Here is a 15,328-nt window from a genome sequence, read left to right on the forward strand (position 1 = left end):
CGTCCCACCCGAACGTAGGAGGACCCATGGGCTACGCCCATGTCTACGCCCACGCGATCATGCACCGCGGCCGGGTACCGATGGAGCCCGCCGACTTCGTGCCCGACTGGGCCGACCGGCCCCGCAAGGCCAAGTTCCACCCGGACGCGGAAACGATCCCGCTGCCGACCGCGCTGCCGGACGCGGTGGCACAGGGGGCCCCGGAGGGCTTCACCCTGCCGCTGCTGTCCGGGCTGCTCAGGGACTCGTACGGGCTGACCGGACGGCGGCTCGCGGTCCAGGCCAACACCGACCTGGCCGCGCTGCCGCACTACACGCACGCCAACTGGTCGCGGGGCACCGCCTCGGGCGGCGGGCTCTACCCGGTGGGCATCCACTGGGCGGCCGGGCCGGGCGGGCCGCTGACCCCGGGGCTCTACCACTACGCGCCGCACCAGCATGGGCTGCGGCGGCTGCTGACGGGCGATGTCACCGGGCAGGTCAGGGAGGCCCTCGGCCCCGGGGCGGGGGCGGCCGCGGAGGCCACGCAGTACCTCGTCCTCAGCGTCAAGTACTGGCAGAACGCGTTCAAGTACAACAGCTTCTCCTTCCACGCCGTGAGCATGGACGTGGGCGCCCTGGTGCAGACCTGGCGGCTGTGGGCGGCGCAGTACGGGCTGCGGATCGACCCGGTGCTGTGGTTCGACGAGGAGCGGCTGGCCCGGCTGCTGGGCGTGGCGGCCGAGGAGGAGGGCGTCTTCGCGGTCGTGCCGTTGACGTGGGAGGGCGATGGCACCCCGCCGGCCGGGGGAGGCGGTGTCACGGCCGATGCGGCCGTCCGCCACCGGGACGTCGAACGCTCCCGGCGGGTCCTCGTGTTCGAGACGCTGCTGCGCATCCACGAGGCCACCGCCGGGCGGGCCGCCGACCGCCCGGCCGCTGGCCTGCTGGACCGGGCCGCCGCGTTCCCGCCGCGGGGCGCCGATCCGCTGCCGCTGCCGACGCCCCCCGCGGCGCCGGCCGACACCGGGCGGGCCCTGCGCGAACGCCGCAGCAGCTTCGGCCGCTTCGACGCCTCCCGGCCGGTCGCCGCCGGCCAGTTCGCCGCCGCACTGGCCGACTGCGCGGCCACCCGCTACGGCACGGAGGCCGAACGCCCGGACGGCCCCCCGCTCACCTCGCTGTACGCGTTCGTCAACCACGTCGAGGGCATCGCCCCCGGCGCGTACGCCTACGACCCCGCCGCGCACACCCTGCGCCTGGTGAAACCGGGCCCGCCGGGCCCCTTCCTCCAGCGCACCTACTTCCTCTCCAACTACAACCTGGAACAGGCCGGCGCGGTGCTCGTCCCGACGGTCCGCACCACGGCGGTCCTGGACACCGTGGGCGACCGCGGCTACCGCCTCGTCGGCGGCACCATCGGCGCCGTCGCGCAGACCTTCTACACCACCGCCGCGGCCCTCGGCCTCGGCGCCGGCGTCGCTCTCGGCTTCGACAACATCGCGTACATCGAGGAGTTGGGGCTGACCGGAACCGACGAGGCACCCCTGCTGATCATGCTGCTGGGCCACGAGCGCCCGCGGCCCGCCGACTTCCGCCACGAAATCGCCTGAAGGGAGCGGGACCATGAACTCCACCGAGTGGCACGCGGGCGACCGCTTCATGCTGCGGGTCGCGGGGCTGCCGCTGGCCGCGGTCGACGCCCTGCGCGCCTCGGACACCCGTCGCTGGGCCGAGGACGTCCTCACCGCCGAGGCGGCACTGAGCGAGGGCGCCGCGCGCCTCGGCGACGTGCTCCACGCGGCCGTCGGAGCCACCGACCCGGCTCCGGACGGCCCGGGCGCGCTCCGGCGCCGCGCACTGCTGCGGCTGCGCCGCCAGATCCACAACGGCCGGCTGCCGGCCCGTCCGGACGCCTCGACGGAGACGGCCGTGGAGGCCGTCGCGGCCGTGGACGAGGCCTCCGCCGAGCAGCTGGCCGGCTGGCTGCACCGGCGCCGCCTGCTCGACAAGCTGCTGGCCGAGGGCCCGCAGCTGCTCACCGCGGACCTGGCCCGCAACCGGGCCGCGCTGCGGGAGCTGGTGGCCGACGACCGGCTGCGGCTCGGCCTGCTGCTGGCCTCTCCGGTGCTCGAAGGCCAGCTGGACGGCTACGCGCGCACCGAGGGCGTGCCGACCGGGCGGGCCCGCAAGGCCGAGCGGTCGGTCCTGTCGTACGTGTACCGCACGGCCTGCAAGACCAGCCCCTTCAGCACCTTCACCGCGGTGGCGACCGGCCGCTTCACGGACGCGGCCGACGCGGGCAGTACAGCAGCAGCCGGCGGCGTGCGGGTGGCCGACGCATGGGCCAGCCACGTCCGCCTCAACGTCGTCGTCCTCGCCCGGCTCGCGGAGCTGATCCTGGCCGATCCCGTCCGCCGCCGGGACCTGCCGCTGCGCCCGGCCTCGGGCTGGGGCCGGGAGGAGGACCGGATCCGGTACGTGCGGCGCTCGGTCACCGCGGGCGACGACGCGGCCGCCGTCACCTTCGACGCGGTCAAGGACCGGCTGTTCTTCCTGCGCCGCAGCGGCACCCTCGACCGCCTCCTCGGCCTGTTCGCCGAGCGCCCCGAGCTGCGGTACCAGGAGCTGGCCGACTGGCTGGCCGCCGAGCACACCGCCGCCCCCACCGACTGCGAGGCGTACGTCCGCGCCCTCCTCCAGCTCGGCATGGTGCGCGTGCCCTGCCTGGACACCGAGGTGCACAGCGGCGACCCGCTGCGGTCCTTCCAGCAGTCGCTGACCTCGCTGGAGCGGCCCTGGGCCGACCGGCTCGCCGCCCTGCTCGAAGCACCCGCGGCAGCCCTGGCCGCCTACCCCACGGCCGGGCACGCGGAACGGGCCGGGCTGCTCCGGGTGCTGCGCACCGGGTTGCACCGGGTCCAGGAGGAGCTCGGCGCACCGGACGCGGCCCTGCCACAGACCCTGCTGTACGAGGACGTGAGCGCGGGCCGCGAGCTGCCCTGCCCGCCCCGGGACTGGGCGGCGCTGCGCGCGGTCGAGCGGATCCTGCCCGCCTTCGACCTCACGCTGGCCCAGCGGATCACCTTCGAGGGGTTCTTCACCGCGCGCTACGGCGCCGGGGGCCGCTGCGAGGACCTGCTGGGGTTGGTGCACGACTTCCACGAGGACTTCTTCGACCAGTACCTGTCGTTCACCGCGCGCCGCAAGCCGTTCGACGAGGACGGCGCGTACGTGCCGGAGGTGAACTGGCTGGGCCTGCCGGGCATCCGGGCCCTGGACGCGGCGCGCCGGGCGTTCACCGGCCGGATGCGGCAGGCCTGGGAGGCGTACGACGGCACGGGCGTCGTACGTCTCGGCGAGGCGGACCTGTCGGCGGTCGCGGACGAACTCGGCGCGGTGACACCGGACTTCGCGCCCCGCTGTCACCACCTCCAGCTCGCCCGCGATCCCGCCGACGGCTCCCCGCTGACCGTGCTGAACCGCTCGTACGGCGGACTGTCCTTCCCCTTCAGCCGGTTCACGCACGTACACGACGGGCCGGGCGGGACGGACGACGGTTTCTCCGCGGAACTGCGGGCCACGGCGGGCCGGATCACCCCGCCAGGCGCGGTGCTCGCCGAGGTCACCGGAGGCCCGGTCACCACCAACCTCAACCTCCACGGCCGGCTGACCGACCACGAGATCGTCTGCCCCGGCGAGAGCGGCACGCTCCCGCCCGAGCGCCGGCTCCACCTCGACGACCTGTACGCCGAGCACGTGCCGGCGACCGGGCGGGTGGTCCTGCGCTCGCGACGGCTGGGCTGCCAGGTGATCCCCGTGTACCTCGGCTACCTGGTGCCGCTCGCGCTGCCCGCGATCCCGCGCACGCTCCTGCTGCTGTCCCCGTCGTCGATGTCACCGCTCGACGTGTGGGCCGGCGTACCCGAGGGACCGGCGCGCGACCACGTGACCTCCCGGCCCCGGGTGGTGCACGGCGACGTGGTGCTCAGCCGCCGCAGCTGGACCACCACCGCGGGAGACCTGCCCGTCCAGGGGGCCGGGGAGGCCGCGCACCTCCTCGACTGGCAGCGCTGGCGCCGCGCCCACCGCCTGCCGGAGCAGGTGTTCGCGACCGTCTCGGCAGGCCCCTCGGCCGCCGGGGCCAAACCGCAGTACGTGGACTTCGCGAGCCTGCTCTCGCTCGCGGCCTTCGAGACGCTGCTGCGCGATCCGGCGCACCGGGTCGTCTTCCGCGAGATGCTCCCCGACCCCGACGGCCTGCACGTGCACTCGGCGCGCGGCGCCCACGTCGCCGAACTGGCCGTCGAGACCTTCACCACGACCATCCGAGACCAGGAAGGCGGCCCGCGATGTCCGAGCTGACCCCGTCCACACCCGACGCGGAAAACGTCGGAGCACACGCCGGGACCCGCGGCGCCTGGCAGGCCCTGCACATCTTCTACGCCGCCAACCCGCAGCCCCTGCTCGTGCAGTGCGTCCGGCCGCTGATCGCCGGGCTCACCGCCGACGGGCTGCTCGCCGGGCACTTCTTCATCAACTACTGGCTGGAGGGGCCGCACGTACGACTGAGACTGCGGCCCGCCACCCCCGAGGCCGGGCCCGAAGTGCGCCGGCGCGCCGAGGAGGCCGTCGCCGCGTTCCTCAAGGCCCGGCCGGCCCTGTACGAAGTCGACTCCGGATTCCTCAACGAGTTCTACAACACGCTGTTCGACATCGAGTTCCCGGAGGGCGACCGGGCCGCATTCATGGGCCCCGACGGCCGGATGAACCTGCGGCCGAACAATTCCTTCTCCCGGGAACCGTACGAGCCCGAATTCGGAAAGTACGGCGGCCCGGCCGGCGTCGAACTCGCCGAATGGCATTTCGCCCGCTCCAGCGATCTCGTCATCGACGCCCTGCACCGCATGAACCTGCACCTGAGGACCGTCCTGCTCGGCACCTCCGCCCAGCTGATGATGGTCATGGCGGGCGTCTTCCTGCCGGAGCGCGAGGAGCTCACGGGATATCTCGACCGCTACTACGAGTTCTGGCACCAGGCCTTTCCCGGCACCGGATTCATCGGCTCCGAGGAGTACGACCGGACCTACGGGCAGACCGCGCCCGGGCTCGGCCGCCGCTTCACCGCCGTGCGCGAGGCGCTCGCCTCCGGGGAGACCGGCAGGCTTCCGGCCTTCCTCGCCGGGTGGGCGGAGCACTGCCGGGAGCTGCGCGAGCGCGCCGAGGCGCTCGCCGTCGCCGGGGACCTGGTCTTCCGCTCGTGGGACGGGACCCGCGACGAGCAGGTGACGGATCCCGCCCTGGCCCTGCCGCTGCTGCTGTCCCCGTACATGCACATGACCAACAACCGGCTGCACGTCACCATCCGCGACGAGGCGTACCTGGCCCATCTGCTGGGCCGGGTACTGCGCGAGAGCGACGGCGACGGCGTCGGCGACAGCGCCGGCGAGGGCCGGACCGAGGGCGCGGCGGTCGCCCCGTGACCGGCCCCGCACCCACCCCCGCGCCGGGCCCGGCCGGACTGCTGGAACACCGGCCCGCGCTGCGGCCCGAAGTCCTGCTGTCCGCGCCCCTGCTCGACGGGCCGGCCACCGTCCACCTGGTCAAGGACCCGGTGTCCGGAGCCTCGTTCGAGATCGGCCCCAAGGAGTTCTTCCTCGTCTCGCGGCTGGACGGCTCCCGCACCCTGGCCGAGATCGGCACCGCGTACGGACACGCCTTCGGGCGGCGGCTCGGCGAGGGCAACTGGCAGCAGCTGCTGGCCCTGCTCGGCACCCGCCGACTGCTCGCGGGCGGCCCGCCGCCCACCGCACCCGCGCCGCCCGGCAAGCCACTGCAGGGCACGCTGCTCCGCGGGACGCTGCGCCTGGTCGCGGACGCCGACGCCACCACCGCCCGGCTGCACCGCGCCCTGCGCCCGCTGCTGCACCCCGTGGTGCTCGTCCCCCTGCTGCTGGGCTGCCTCGCCATGGAGGTCGTACTGGCGGCGTCCTTCGGTGAACTCGCCGACGCCTTCGGCTGGTTGCTGCGCCATCCGGCACCCCTGGCGGCAGTGGCCACCCTCATGTGGCTGAGCACGGCCCTGCACGAGTTCGCGCACGGCGTCGCGGCCCGCCATGTCGGCGGCACCGTGGGCGAGATCGGGCTGCGGTGGCGGCTGCCCGCCGCCATCATGTACTGCACCGTGGACAACTACCGCTTCCTGGAACGGCGTCGGCACCAGGTGGCGGTCGCCTCCGCGGGCGCCTTCGCCAACCTGCTGTTCCTGCTCCCGTTCTTCGGCTGGTGGGCGGCGCTGCCCGGGGGCGAGGACCCCACCCGGAGGGTGCTCTCCGCCCTCCTGCTCGCCGGCAGCGCGCAGGCACTCGTCAACCTGATCCCGCTGCCACCGCTGGACGGCTACACGATGCTCGGCCACGGCCTGCGCGTGACACGGCTGGCGCCCGCCAGTTCGGGGTACCTGCGACTGCGGATGCGCGACCGGGCGGCCGCCGCCGCGTACCCGCCGCGAGCCCGCCGGCTCTACCTCGGATACGGCATCGGTTCCGCCGTGCTCGTCCTGCTGCTGACGGCCGGCCTCACGGGAGCCGTCTGGTACGCCGTCACCACCTGACCCCAAGACCCCGACAGACCTGACAGACCCGACAGCCCCCGACCGACACAGAGGGACGCACGACCCATGACAACTGACAGCACCCAGCCGCCCGACGCCCCGGCCATAGCCGTCCAGGACGTACACAAACGCTACGGCGACCGGCAGGCGGTGGACGGGGTGTCCCTCGACGTGCGCCGCGGCGAGTTCTTCGGGCTGCTCGGCCCCAACGGGGCGGGCAAGACCACCCTCATAGAGATCATGGAGGGGTTGCGGCAGGCCGACGACGGCACGGTCCGAGTCCTCGGCCAGAGCCCCTGGCCCCGCAACACCGCCCTGCTGCCCCGGATGGGCGTACAGACCCAGGCCTCGGCCTTCTTCGTACGGCAGAGCGCGCGCGAACACCTCGTCACGGTCGCCGGCCTCTACCGCTGTGACCCCGCCGCCGCCGACCGCACGCTGGAGAGCGTCGGGCTCACCGAGCAGCGTGACGTCATGGTGGAGAACCTCTCCGGCGGCCAGCGCCAGCGCCTGGCCATCGCCTCCGCCCTCGTCCACAGCCCGGAGCTGATCTTCCTGGACGAGCCGACGGCCGCCCTGGACCCGCAGGCCCGCCGCGATCTGTGGGAGGTGCTGCGCGCCCTCAAGAGCGAGGGCCGCACCATCGTCTACACGACCCATCACCTCGACGAGGCCGAGGCGTTGTGCGACCGCGTCGCGATCCTCGTCGGCGGCCGGATCGCCGCCCTCGACTCACCGCACCGGCTGGTCTCCGCGGCCGGTGCGCCGTCGCGCCTCCTGCTGCCGGTGGGCCGGATCGGCGTCGACGAGGCCGCGGCCCTGCCCGGAGTGGACCGGGCCGTCCTCCAGGGCGGCTCCCTGGTGCTGGAGACCACGGCGCCGGGCAGGGTGCTCCAGGCCGTGGACGCACTCACCGGGCTGGACGGGGTGATGACCCGTACGGCGACGCTGGAGGACGTCTACCTCGAACTCACCGGCGCCGCAGCACACCCCGGCCCCCGGATCGGTCCCCAGGCGGGCCCCCACACGCAGACGGAGCACCAGGCATGAGCGCATACACGGTCCTGACCGCCGCCGGCTACCGGGCGCAGGTCCGGGACAAGGCCACCCTCTTCTTCACCTTCGCCTTCCCGCTGCTCTTCCTGGTCGTCTTCGGCCTGATCTTCAGCGGGCAGGACGTCGAGGAGACCGGCCGCCCCTACATCTCGTACATCGCCCCCGGGGTGATGTCGTGGGGCGTCGCCAACGCGGCCGTCTTCGGCATCGCGTTCACGCTGATGCAGTGGCGGCGCGACGACCTGCTGCGGCTGATCCGGCTGACGCCCACCCCGCTGACCACCGTGCTCGCCTCGCGGTACGTGCTGGCGCTGGCCGTGGGCGTGGTGCAGGCCGCGGTGTTCGTCGCCGTGGCGATGCTCCCCGGCTTCGGGCTGGTCCTGGACGGGCGCTGGCCGCTGGTCCTGCCCTCCCTGGTCCTCGGGATCACGGCGTTCCTCGCGATCGGCGTGATCGTCGGCACGTACGCGAACACCCCGGAGGCCGTGGCCGCCATCGCCAACTGCCTGATGGTGCCGATGGCCTTCCTGTCCGGCTCGTTCCTGCCGCTCGACATGATGCCGTCGTGGCTCCAGTCCGTCTCGCGCGTGCTGCCGCTGCGCTACCTCAACGACGCGGCGACCGGCGCGCTCACCGGCACCGGCTCCCTCACCGCCGTCTGGACCGGATGGGCGGCCCTGCTCGGCTTCGCCCTCCTCTTCGGTGCGATCGGGCTGAAGACCTTCCGCTGGAGCAACCGGACATGACGACGACTTCCGCACGTCCGCTCGCCCCCGACGGGACGCCCCTGGAGGCGGCGAGGCGGGACCTCGCCCGGGCGCTGGAGCCGCTCGGCGCCGTCGTGGTGACCCTGGGCGTCCACGACGCCCTGGGGCCGCGCGCCGCCGATCCGTTCGCGGCCGTCCGGCCCGGCGCGCGCGTGCACCTCACGGCGCGCGAGGTGCTCGTCGGCCCGTGGGGCGGTGACGGCACCGCACCGGCGTGCGGCCAGTGCCTGGCCATGCGCCGCCAGCGGCTGCGCAGCCGGAGCGAGCGCGACGCGCTGGAGACCGGCCTCGGACCGGGCACGCCGGCCGGCCCCGAGTGGCCGCGGCTGACCCCGTACGCACACGACGCGGTGTACGCGCTGCACGAGGCCGTCCACGGCGGCCGGGCCGGCGCACCCGCGGGGGAGGCCGCCGACCGGACCCTGCCCCAGGTGTCCCGGCTGGACCTGGAGACGCTGCGGATCCGCACGTACCCGCTGCTCGCCGACCCGCTGTGCCCGGACTGCGGTCCCCGGGGCACCGACGCACCCCGGCCCTTCGCGCCCGCCTCCCGGCCCAAGCCCGACCCGGGCGCGCAGCGGCTGCGGGCCGCGTCCTCGTACCCGATGCCGTACACCGCGCTGGCCAATCCGGTGACGGGGGTGCTCGGCGGCGGCACCTGGCTCAACGTCACCTCGCCGACCACCGCCCCGGTCGCGGGGAGCGTCTTCATGCGCGGGTACGCGGGACTGACGGACGTCACCTGGAGCGGCCAGGCCAACAGCTTCACCGCGAGCCGCGACCTCGCGTACCTGGAGGGACTGGAACGGTACGCCGGCACCCACCGCCGCACCGGGAACACCCTGCTCACCGCCTCGTACGCGGAGCTGGGCGAGCGTGCGCTCGATCCGGCCGAGTGCGGCTTCTACGCCCCCGGCACCTACCGCGACGACCCGCTCGTGTCCCCCTTCGACCCGCAGCGGCCGATCCCGTGGGTGTACGGGCACTCGCTGCGCGACGACCGGCCCGTCCTGGTCCCGGCCCGGCTGGTGCACTACAGCGCCGGGCTCGCCGCCGACAACTTCGTCTTCGAGTGCTCCAACGGCTGCGCCATCGGCAGCTGCCCGGAAGAGGCGCTGCTCGGCGCGCTGCTCGAACTCGTGGAACGGGACGCGTTCCTGATCGCCTGGTACGCCGGACTGCCGCTGGCCGAGATCGACCTGGCGACGGTGCCGGGAACGGCGGTGCGCACGATGGCCGACCGGGCGGCGCTCCAGGGCTACGACGTGCACGCCTTCGACAACCGCATCGACCTGGCCGTGCCCGTGGTGACCGGGCTCGCGGTGCGGCGCGACGGCGGCCCGGGGCTGTTCTCCTTCGGCGCCGGAGCCGCGCTCGATCCGGCGACGGCGGTGGAGGCGGCCCTGTCGGAGGTGCTCACCTACATTCCGCACCTGCCACGCCAGGTCGAGGAGCGGCGCGGCGAACTGGAGGCGATGGCGCAGGACTTCAGCCGGGTCCTGCACCTGAAGGACCACGCCCAGCTGTACGGGCTGCCGGCCATGGCGGAGCACGTGCGGCCCTACCGGGAGCCGGTGGCCGTGCGTGCGATGGACGACGCGTACCGGTCCTGGACGGAGCACGGCCGGCCGCGGACCGGCGATCTGCGCGACGATCTGCTGTGCGTCGTGGACGAGTTGGTCCGGGCGGGCCACGACGTGATCGTGGTCGACCAGACCACGCCGGAACAGCGGCGGACCGGGCTGCACACGGTCTGCGCGGTGGTGCCGGGGCTGCTGCCGATCGACTTCGGCTGGTCCCGGCAGCGGGCCCCGTACCTGCCGCGCCTGCGGAGCGCTCCGCGGCGCGCGGGGCTGCGGGCGGCCGACCTGACCGAGGCCGACATCCGCAGGGTCCCGCACCCCTTCCCGTAGCTCCCGCACACGGGCGGATGCCCCGGTCCTCGCACGGGCGAGGGGCCGGGGCATCCGGGTGTCCGCCGTCCGAAGGGTCAGGCGGAGCAGGAGGTGGTGCTGGTGGTCGAGGAACACGTCGAGGTGGAGCTGCAGCTCGTGGAACCGGCGAGCACGACCTCGCTGGCGTCCGAGTAGTCGGAGATCTCGAAGGTCTCGGACTCCAGCTCCAGGATCTCGTCCGCGAGCGAGGCGAGCGGCGACTTCTCCATGATGACTCCTTCTGTAGGGGGGCCGGCACCGGGCCGTACTGTGCCTGCCCCCATCAGAACGGGTGCCGCCTGCAGCGGACCCGTCGTGCCGCTGACACTCCGCTGTCACGAGGTGTCAGCGCCCTGCCGTACCCGCTCCCGCCCCGCCGTCCGATCATGGCGGGATGACCGGTCACGCACCCGCACCGCTCGCCCGACTCGACGCGCACCTGCGCGAGATGACGACGTTCTACCTGGAACTGCACCGGGATCCCGAGCTGTCCGGGGCGGAACGACGGACGGCGGACCGTTTCGCCGGGCGGCTGGAGGCGGCGGGCTACGCGACCACGCGCGGCATCGGCGGACACGGCGTCGCCGGGGTGCTGCGCAACGGCGACGGCCCCACGGTCCTGCTGCGGGCCGAACTCGACGCCCTGCCCGTACGGGAGACGAGCGGGCTGCCGTACGCGGCCGACGGCGGGGCGGCCCACGCCTGCGGGCACGATCTCCACCTGGCCGCGGCGGCGGGCACCGCCGCGCTGCTGGCCGCGGCGCCGCAGGCCTGGCGCGGCACCCTCCTGGTGGTGGGGCAGCCGGCCGAGGAGACCCTCGAAGGAGCCCGGGCGATGCTGGCCGACGGCCTCTACCGGCGGTGCGGCCGCCCGGACGAGGTACTGGCCCAGCACGCCGCGCCGCTGCCGGCCGGGATGGTCGCGCACGCGTACGGGCCGGTGACGGCCGGCAGCGTCGGCTTCCGGGTGGTCGTGCACGGCCGGGGCGGGCACGCGGGCGCCCCGCACCTCGCCGTGGACCCGGTGGTGGCGGCGGCCCACATCGTGACCCGGCTCCAGACGGTGGTGGCGCGGGAGGCCGCCCCGGCGGAGCAGGTGGCGGTGACCGTCGGCTCGTTCAGGGCCGGCGACCGGGCGAACGTCATCCCCGACCGGGCCGAACTGGCCCTCACCGTCAGGGCGGTGAGCGAGGCCTCGCTGGCCCGGGCCGCCGAGGCCGTCGAGCGGATCGTCCGCGCCGAGTGCGCGGCCGCGGCCTGCCCGCGGGAACCCGAGATCGTCCGGACCTCCGCCTCCCCGGTCACCCACCCCGATCCGGGGGTCACGGCGGCCCTGCGGGAGGCGCACGCGGGCGAGTTCGGGGCGGACCGGGTCACGATGTGGCCGCCCTCGCTCGCGACGGAGGACTTCGCCCTGTTCGGCGACGCGGGTCTGGACGTGCACGGTGAGCGCGGCATCCGGCTCGGCTACTGGATGCTCGGCACGGTCGGCCCGGCCGCATGGACCCGGGCCCCCGGCACGACGGCGGCAGAGAAGCTGGCCGCACTGCCGGCCAACCACGCACCGGACTTCGCCCCCGACGCCCGCACCGCCCTGCCGGCCGGCATCCGCGCGCTGACGAGCGCGACGCTGGCCCGGCTCGGCTCGCCCGGTGTTCTGTCCCGGGAGGTTGTGGACGGGTGAGCCAGGTCTCGGCTGAGGGATCTTGAAGGGGTGTGACCTGGATACGCCAGAAACCCGCCAGGACTTGATCTCGGCCTGCTGAGTGCCTGACGCTGTCGGGGATCTTGGCGATGACGGTCGGCCATGCCCTCGACATCTCGGTCTCCAAGATCCCCGACCTCGTCACCCGCGATCAGCTCTGCGTCTCCTCGCGGCGTCCAATAGCGGCCGCATCGGGTACGACGAGCAGCTTGCCGGTGGTACGCCGAGCCTCCAGATCGCTGTGGGCCTGGGCGGCCTCGGACAATGCGTAGCGGCCCGTTACGGTGACCTCAAGCGCCTTGGAGCGCACCCACTCGAACACATCGGCGGCCCGTCGGAGCAGTTCGGACCGATCGGCGATGAAGTGCCCGAGGCTGGGCCGGATCAGGGTCAGCGAACCGCCGTGGGCGAGCCGCATCGGATCAAACGGCGGCACGGCACCACTTGCCGCGCCGAAGAGCACGAGATGGCCGCGGGTTCGCAGGCTGGCGAGGCTCGCATCGAAGGTGTGCGCGCCGACGCCGTCGAAGACAACCGGCAGTCCGTGACCGCCGTTGAGCCGCCTCACCTCGGCTGCGAGATCGTCGACTGCGGAGTAAAGGATCACCTCAGCGGCCCCGGCACGCTTCGCCAGCTCGGCCTTCGCCGTGGTCGACGTCGTGCCGATCACCCTGCCGCCGAGATGGGTGATGAGCTGGGTCAAAAGCAGCCCCATGCCACCAGCAGCCGCATGCACGAGCACCGTGTCGCCCCCCTGAACCGGGTAGGCGTCCTTGACGAGATAGTGCGCGGTCATGCCTTGGAGGAGCACGGCGGCGGCTGTCTCGAAGCCGATGTCGTCGGGCAGCGGCACCAGCCGGGAGGAGTCCACGACGGCCCGCTCGGCATACGTGCCGGGAATCTCCACCCAACCGACCCGGTCCCCGACTGCGACGTCAGAGACGCCGGGTCCAACTTCGACGACCGTGCCGGCGCCCTCAGTACCCGGGGTGAAGGGCAGCGGGAGGCTGTACCGGCCTTCGCGGTGGTAGACGTCGAGGAAGTTGACCCCGGATGCGGCGACCTCCACGATCGCCTCGCCCGGACCCGGCCGCGGCAGGTCCACCTCGGCCTCCTGCAGCACCTCGGGACCGCCCACTTCGTACACCTGAATCGCTCGCATGACCCTCCAATTAACGGCTCTTCCCCCACCAACCCCGTTGATGGCGATCCGATTCCCGGCAAGCAGACCAGTCCGCCGCCCCCGCCGAGAGCTGAGACGCTGCTTTGCACCCGGGTCCGGGACAGGAGGCCGAGGCCGTCAAGGGCCGACGAATGCACCACCCGCCGCTTCCGCACCGCCGTACGGCCATCCGCCATAACCGGCGTAGCCTCCGGCAGTTCCACCGCGCGGCGCACGAAATCGACCACCACCTCCGGATACTCCTCCGGCCTCGGGAACCGGCCCATCCGCTGGTACGACTTCAACGCCAGCAGCAGGGCCAGCTGATCTCCATCCGCGTCCATCCGCTCCGCCGCCCACGCCGCCTCCTCCCGCGTCGGCGCGAAGAACAGATGCAGCTCATGCGCACTGACCGGCAGTTCATGGCGCGGCGCCGGCGTCGGCGTCCGCGGCCAGCCAGGCGCGCGGGGAGTGCCCTACGCGCTGGGCGAAGGCCCGGGAGAAGGCGGGCGGGTTCGCGTAGCCGAGCTCGGCCGCGGTGTGCGCCACCGAGGCGCCGGTGCGCAGCCGGCCCTGCGCGACGGTGACCCGCCATTCCGCGAGGTAGTCGGCCGGTGGCTGTCCGACCAGTTCCTTGAAGCGGGCGGCGAAGGAGCTGCGGGACATCCGTGCTTCCTGCGCCATCGCGGCCAGGGTCCACGGCCCACCCGGTGTCTCGTGGATCGCCATGAGCGCCCGGGCGAGGCGCTCGTCCGAGAGTCCCGTCAGCAGGCCGCGGGGCAGCGCGAGCTCGTCGGCGTGGCCGAGCAGCCAGCGGTAGAGCTGGATCAGGACCACCTCGAACAGCCTGTCCGCCAGGACCCGACTCCCACACCGGACGTTGTCGATCTCCGCGAACAACAGGTCGAGGGCGGGGCCGAGGGTGCCGACGTCATCGAGTGGCAGCACGACGACGGGAGGCAGTGTGCGCACCAGCGGGTGGGCCTGGCCGCCGTCGAAATCGAGGGTGGCGCAGGCGAAGTCGGATTCCTCGTTGGGGGCGTTGTGGAACGCGTGCTCCAGGGGACGCGGGTAGAACAGCAGGCTCGGTCGGTCGATCCGCAACCTCTCCAGGCGCCCGCCCGCACCCTGGTGGGTCACCTCCATCTCGCCGCGCCTGAGGACGTGCAGGAAGCCGCGCCCGGGCTGTGCGGCGAAGGTCGTCACACCGCACAGCGGGCCGGTGTGGAACAGCCGCGTGCGGACACGGAACTTCTCCAGCAGGGGCGAGATCCGGTCGAGAGGCACCATGGCCGCATCGTGTCAGACGATTTGGTAAGAAGTCGAGACGATATGAACCTCAGCGTCCAGGGTGCTTCGGCAGGGTGATCTTACTTCGCCTCGACCGTCGCGAAGCAGTCCCTCCTGAACCGAGGAGCAGTCATGTCCCACGTTCCCCTCGTCGAGCACGAGTTCGCGACCGAAGCCGTCAAGCGGCAGTTCGACGAGATCCACGCCGCGTTCGGCGCGGTCCCGGCCATGTTCCGCGCCGTGGCCAACTCGCCCGCGGCCCTGGCCAGCATGTGGGGTTCGTTCGGCGCGTTCGCCGGCGGCACTCTCGGCCCGGCCCTCGGTGAGCAGATCGCCGTCGCGGTGGCCAACCGGAACGCCTGCGCGTACTGCCTGTCGGCGCACACCGCGTTGGGCCGCAAGGCCGGAGTGTCCCGCGAGGCGCTGGAGGCCGCGCAGACCGGTGCGTCCGACGACCCCCGTACCGCCGTGCTGCTCGGCTTCGCGCTCAAGCTGGTCGAGGACCGCGGGCAGGTCACGGCGCAGGACGTGCAGGCCGTCCGTGATCAGGGCTGGAGTGACGAGCACATTGTCGAGGTGATCGGCCAGGTCGCCCTCAACCTGTTCACCAACTACGTCAACGTCGCCCTCCAGGTTCCGCTCGACTTCCCGTCGGTGGCGCTGAAGCGCGGCTGAATCGAGGCGGCCCGACAGCCCCGCTGGCACTGCACCTGCTGGGCACGACGACAGCTCCACCCCAGCAGGTGCACGCCGGCCGGGCCGTCACCCATCAGGGCCCAGGACCTGCGCAATTGCGGGGGACCGACCCGGACGGAAGATAGA

At 73.4% G+C, this 15,328-nt stretch carries 12 protein-coding genes and 1 pseudogene; 9 read left to right on the forward strand and 4 right to left on the reverse strand.

The annotated features are described in order from the left end of the window. Positions 1 to 26 precede the first annotated feature (26 nt). The 7 genes from ACIPYQ_RS10195 to ACIPYQ_RS10225 all read left to right on the forward strand — a co-directional run bounded on the left by ACIPYQ_RS10195 (position 27) and on the right by ACIPYQ_RS10225 (position 10,328). Entirely contained in the window at positions 27 to 1,592 is a 1,566-nt protein-coding gene (locus ACIPYQ_RS10195; protein WP_401248334.1) for a SagB family peptide dehydrogenase, read from the forward strand. Positions 1,593 to 1,605: 13 nt separating this feature from the next. Continuing rightward, positions 1,606 to 4,344, forward strand: a complete 2,739-nt coding sequence (locus ACIPYQ_RS10200) for a lantibiotic dehydratase (protein ID WP_401248337.1) — start codon at positions 1,606 to 1,608, stop codon at positions 4,342 to 4,344. Beyond that, a complete protein-coding gene (locus tag ACIPYQ_RS10205) occupies positions 4,332 to 5,462 on the forward strand; it encodes a lantibiotic dehydratase C-terminal domain-containing protein (protein WP_401248340.1) in 1,131 nt (376 codons plus the stop codon). The genes ACIPYQ_RS10200 and ACIPYQ_RS10205 overlap by 13 nt, the downstream gene beginning before the upstream one ends. Continuing rightward, positions 5,459 to 6,592: a peptidase M50 gene (locus ACIPYQ_RS10210; RefSeq protein WP_401248343.1), complete on the forward strand. Its 1,134-nt coding sequence runs from the start codon at positions 5,459 to 5,461 to the stop codon at positions 6,590 to 6,592. The genes ACIPYQ_RS10205 and ACIPYQ_RS10210 overlap by 4 nt, the downstream gene beginning before the upstream one ends. Positions 6,593 to 6,658: 66 nt before the next feature. Further along, positions 6,659 to 7,642 carry an ABC transporter ATP-binding protein gene (locus ACIPYQ_RS10215; protein WP_401248346.1) on the forward strand — a complete coding sequence of 328 codons (984 nt, stop codon included), beginning with the start codon at positions 6,659 to 6,661 and terminating at the stop codon, positions 7,640 to 7,642. Continuing rightward, positions 7,639 to 8,394 (forward strand): ABC transporter permease, encoded by a 756-nt coding sequence (locus ACIPYQ_RS10220; protein WP_401248349.1) that lies wholly within the window; start codon positions 7,639 to 7,641, stop codon positions 8,392 to 8,394. The genes ACIPYQ_RS10215 and ACIPYQ_RS10220 overlap by 4 nt, the downstream gene beginning before the upstream one ends. After that, positions 8,391 to 10,328 carry a TOMM precursor leader peptide-binding protein gene (locus ACIPYQ_RS10225; protein WP_401248352.1) on the forward strand — a complete coding sequence of 646 codons (1,938 nt, stop codon included), beginning with the start codon at positions 8,391 to 8,393 and terminating at the stop codon, positions 10,326 to 10,328. Before ACIPYQ_RS10220 ends, ACIPYQ_RS10225 begins: the two co-directional genes overlap by 4 nt. A 77-nt stretch (positions 10,329 to 10,405) precedes the next feature. Here ACIPYQ_RS10225 and ACIPYQ_RS10230 read toward each other — a convergent pair whose 3' ends face one another. Beyond that, positions 10,406 to 10,579: a thiazolylpeptide-type bacteriocin gene (locus ACIPYQ_RS10230; protein ID WP_007268044.1), complete on the reverse strand. Its 174-nt coding sequence runs from the start codon at positions 10,577 to 10,579 to the stop codon at positions 10,406 to 10,408. 164 nt (positions 10,580 to 10,743) lie between these two features. Between ACIPYQ_RS10230 and ACIPYQ_RS10235 the strand changes: the two genes are divergently transcribed. Continuing rightward, the gene (locus ACIPYQ_RS10235) at positions 10,744 to 12,033 is read left to right on the forward strand and encodes an amidohydrolase (RefSeq protein ID WP_401248356.1); all 1,290 of its coding nucleotides are present in this window, start codon (positions 10,744 to 10,746) and stop codon (positions 12,031 to 12,033) included. A 172-nt stretch (positions 12,034 to 12,205) separates the two neighbouring features. On the opposite strand, the gene ACIPYQ_RS10240 is transcribed toward ACIPYQ_RS10235, so the two are convergent. From ACIPYQ_RS10240 to ACIPYQ_RS10250, 3 genes and pseudogenes are all read right to left on the reverse strand, one after another. After that, positions 12,206 to 13,216, reverse strand: coding sequence for a quinone oxidoreductase family protein (locus ACIPYQ_RS10240; RefSeq protein WP_401248359.1), 1,011 nt, complete (start codon positions 13,214 to 13,216; stop codon positions 12,206 to 12,208). A 212-nt stretch (positions 13,217 to 13,428) separates the two neighbouring features. After that, positions 13,429 to 13,635, reverse strand: a pseudogene (locus ACIPYQ_RS10245) (DUF4158 domain-containing protein); the annotation flags it as partial. Between the two features lies 1 nt (position 13,636). Then, on the reverse strand, positions 13,637 to 14,506 hold the full coding sequence (locus ACIPYQ_RS10250; protein WP_401248362.1) for an AraC family transcriptional regulator: 870 nt from the start codon (positions 14,504 to 14,506) through the stop codon (positions 13,637 to 13,639). Between the two features lie 132 nt (positions 14,507 to 14,638). Between ACIPYQ_RS10250 and ACIPYQ_RS10255 the strand changes: the two genes are divergently transcribed. Continuing rightward, positions 14,639 to 15,181, forward strand: a complete 543-nt coding sequence (locus ACIPYQ_RS10255; RefSeq protein ID WP_362242592.1) for a peroxidase-related enzyme — start codon at positions 14,639 to 14,641, stop codon at positions 15,179 to 15,181. Positions 15,182 to 15,328: the final 147 nt, after the last annotated feature.

Source organism: Streptomyces sp. NPDC090045 (assembly GCF_044747975.1).
GTDB lineage: Bacteria > Actinomycetota > Actinomycetes > Streptomycetales > Streptomycetaceae > Streptomyces.

Excerpts from the sequence above, each read along its gene's own strand:
- ACIPYQ_RS10250 (WP_401248362.1), bottom strand. The coding sequence starts at position 14,506 with ATGGTGCCTCTCGACCGGATCTCGCCCCTGCTGGAGAAGTTCCGTGTC.
- ACIPYQ_RS10235 (WP_401248356.1), top strand. The coding sequence starts at position 10,744 with ATGACCGGTCACGCACCCGCACCGCTCGCCCGACTCGACGCGCACCTG.
- ACIPYQ_RS10205 (WP_401248340.1), top strand. The coding sequence starts at position 4,332 with ATGTCCGAGCTGACCCCGTCCACACCCGACGCGGAAAACGTCGGAGCA.
- ACIPYQ_RS10195 (WP_401248334.1), top strand. The coding sequence starts at position 27 with ATGGGCTACGCCCATGTCTACGCCCACGCGATCATGCACCGCGGCCGG.
- ACIPYQ_RS10215 (WP_401248346.1), top strand. The coding sequence starts at position 6,659 with ATGACAACTGACAGCACCCAGCCGCCCGACGCCCCGGCCATAGCCGTC.
- ACIPYQ_RS10255 (WP_362242592.1), top strand. The coding sequence starts at position 14,639 with ATGTCCCACGTTCCCCTCGTCGAGCACGAGTTCGCGACCGAAGCCGTC.
- ACIPYQ_RS10200 (WP_401248337.1), top strand. The coding sequence starts at position 1,606 with ATGAACTCCACCGAGTGGCACGCGGGCGACCGCTTCATGCTGCGGGTC.
- ACIPYQ_RS10220 (WP_401248349.1), top strand. The coding sequence starts at position 7,639 with ATGAGCGCATACACGGTCCTGACCGCCGCCGGCTACCGGGCGCAGGTC.
- ACIPYQ_RS10240 (WP_401248359.1), bottom strand. The coding sequence starts at position 13,216 with ATGCGAGCGATTCAGGTGTACGAAGTGGGCGGTCCCGAGGTGCTGCAG.
- ACIPYQ_RS10230 (WP_007268044.1), bottom strand. The coding sequence starts at position 10,579 with ATGGAGAAGTCGCCGCTCGCCTCGCTCGCGGACGAGATCCTGGAGCTG.
- ACIPYQ_RS10225 (WP_401248352.1), top strand. The coding sequence starts at position 8,391 with ATGACGACGACTTCCGCACGTCCGCTCGCCCCCGACGGGACGCCCCTG.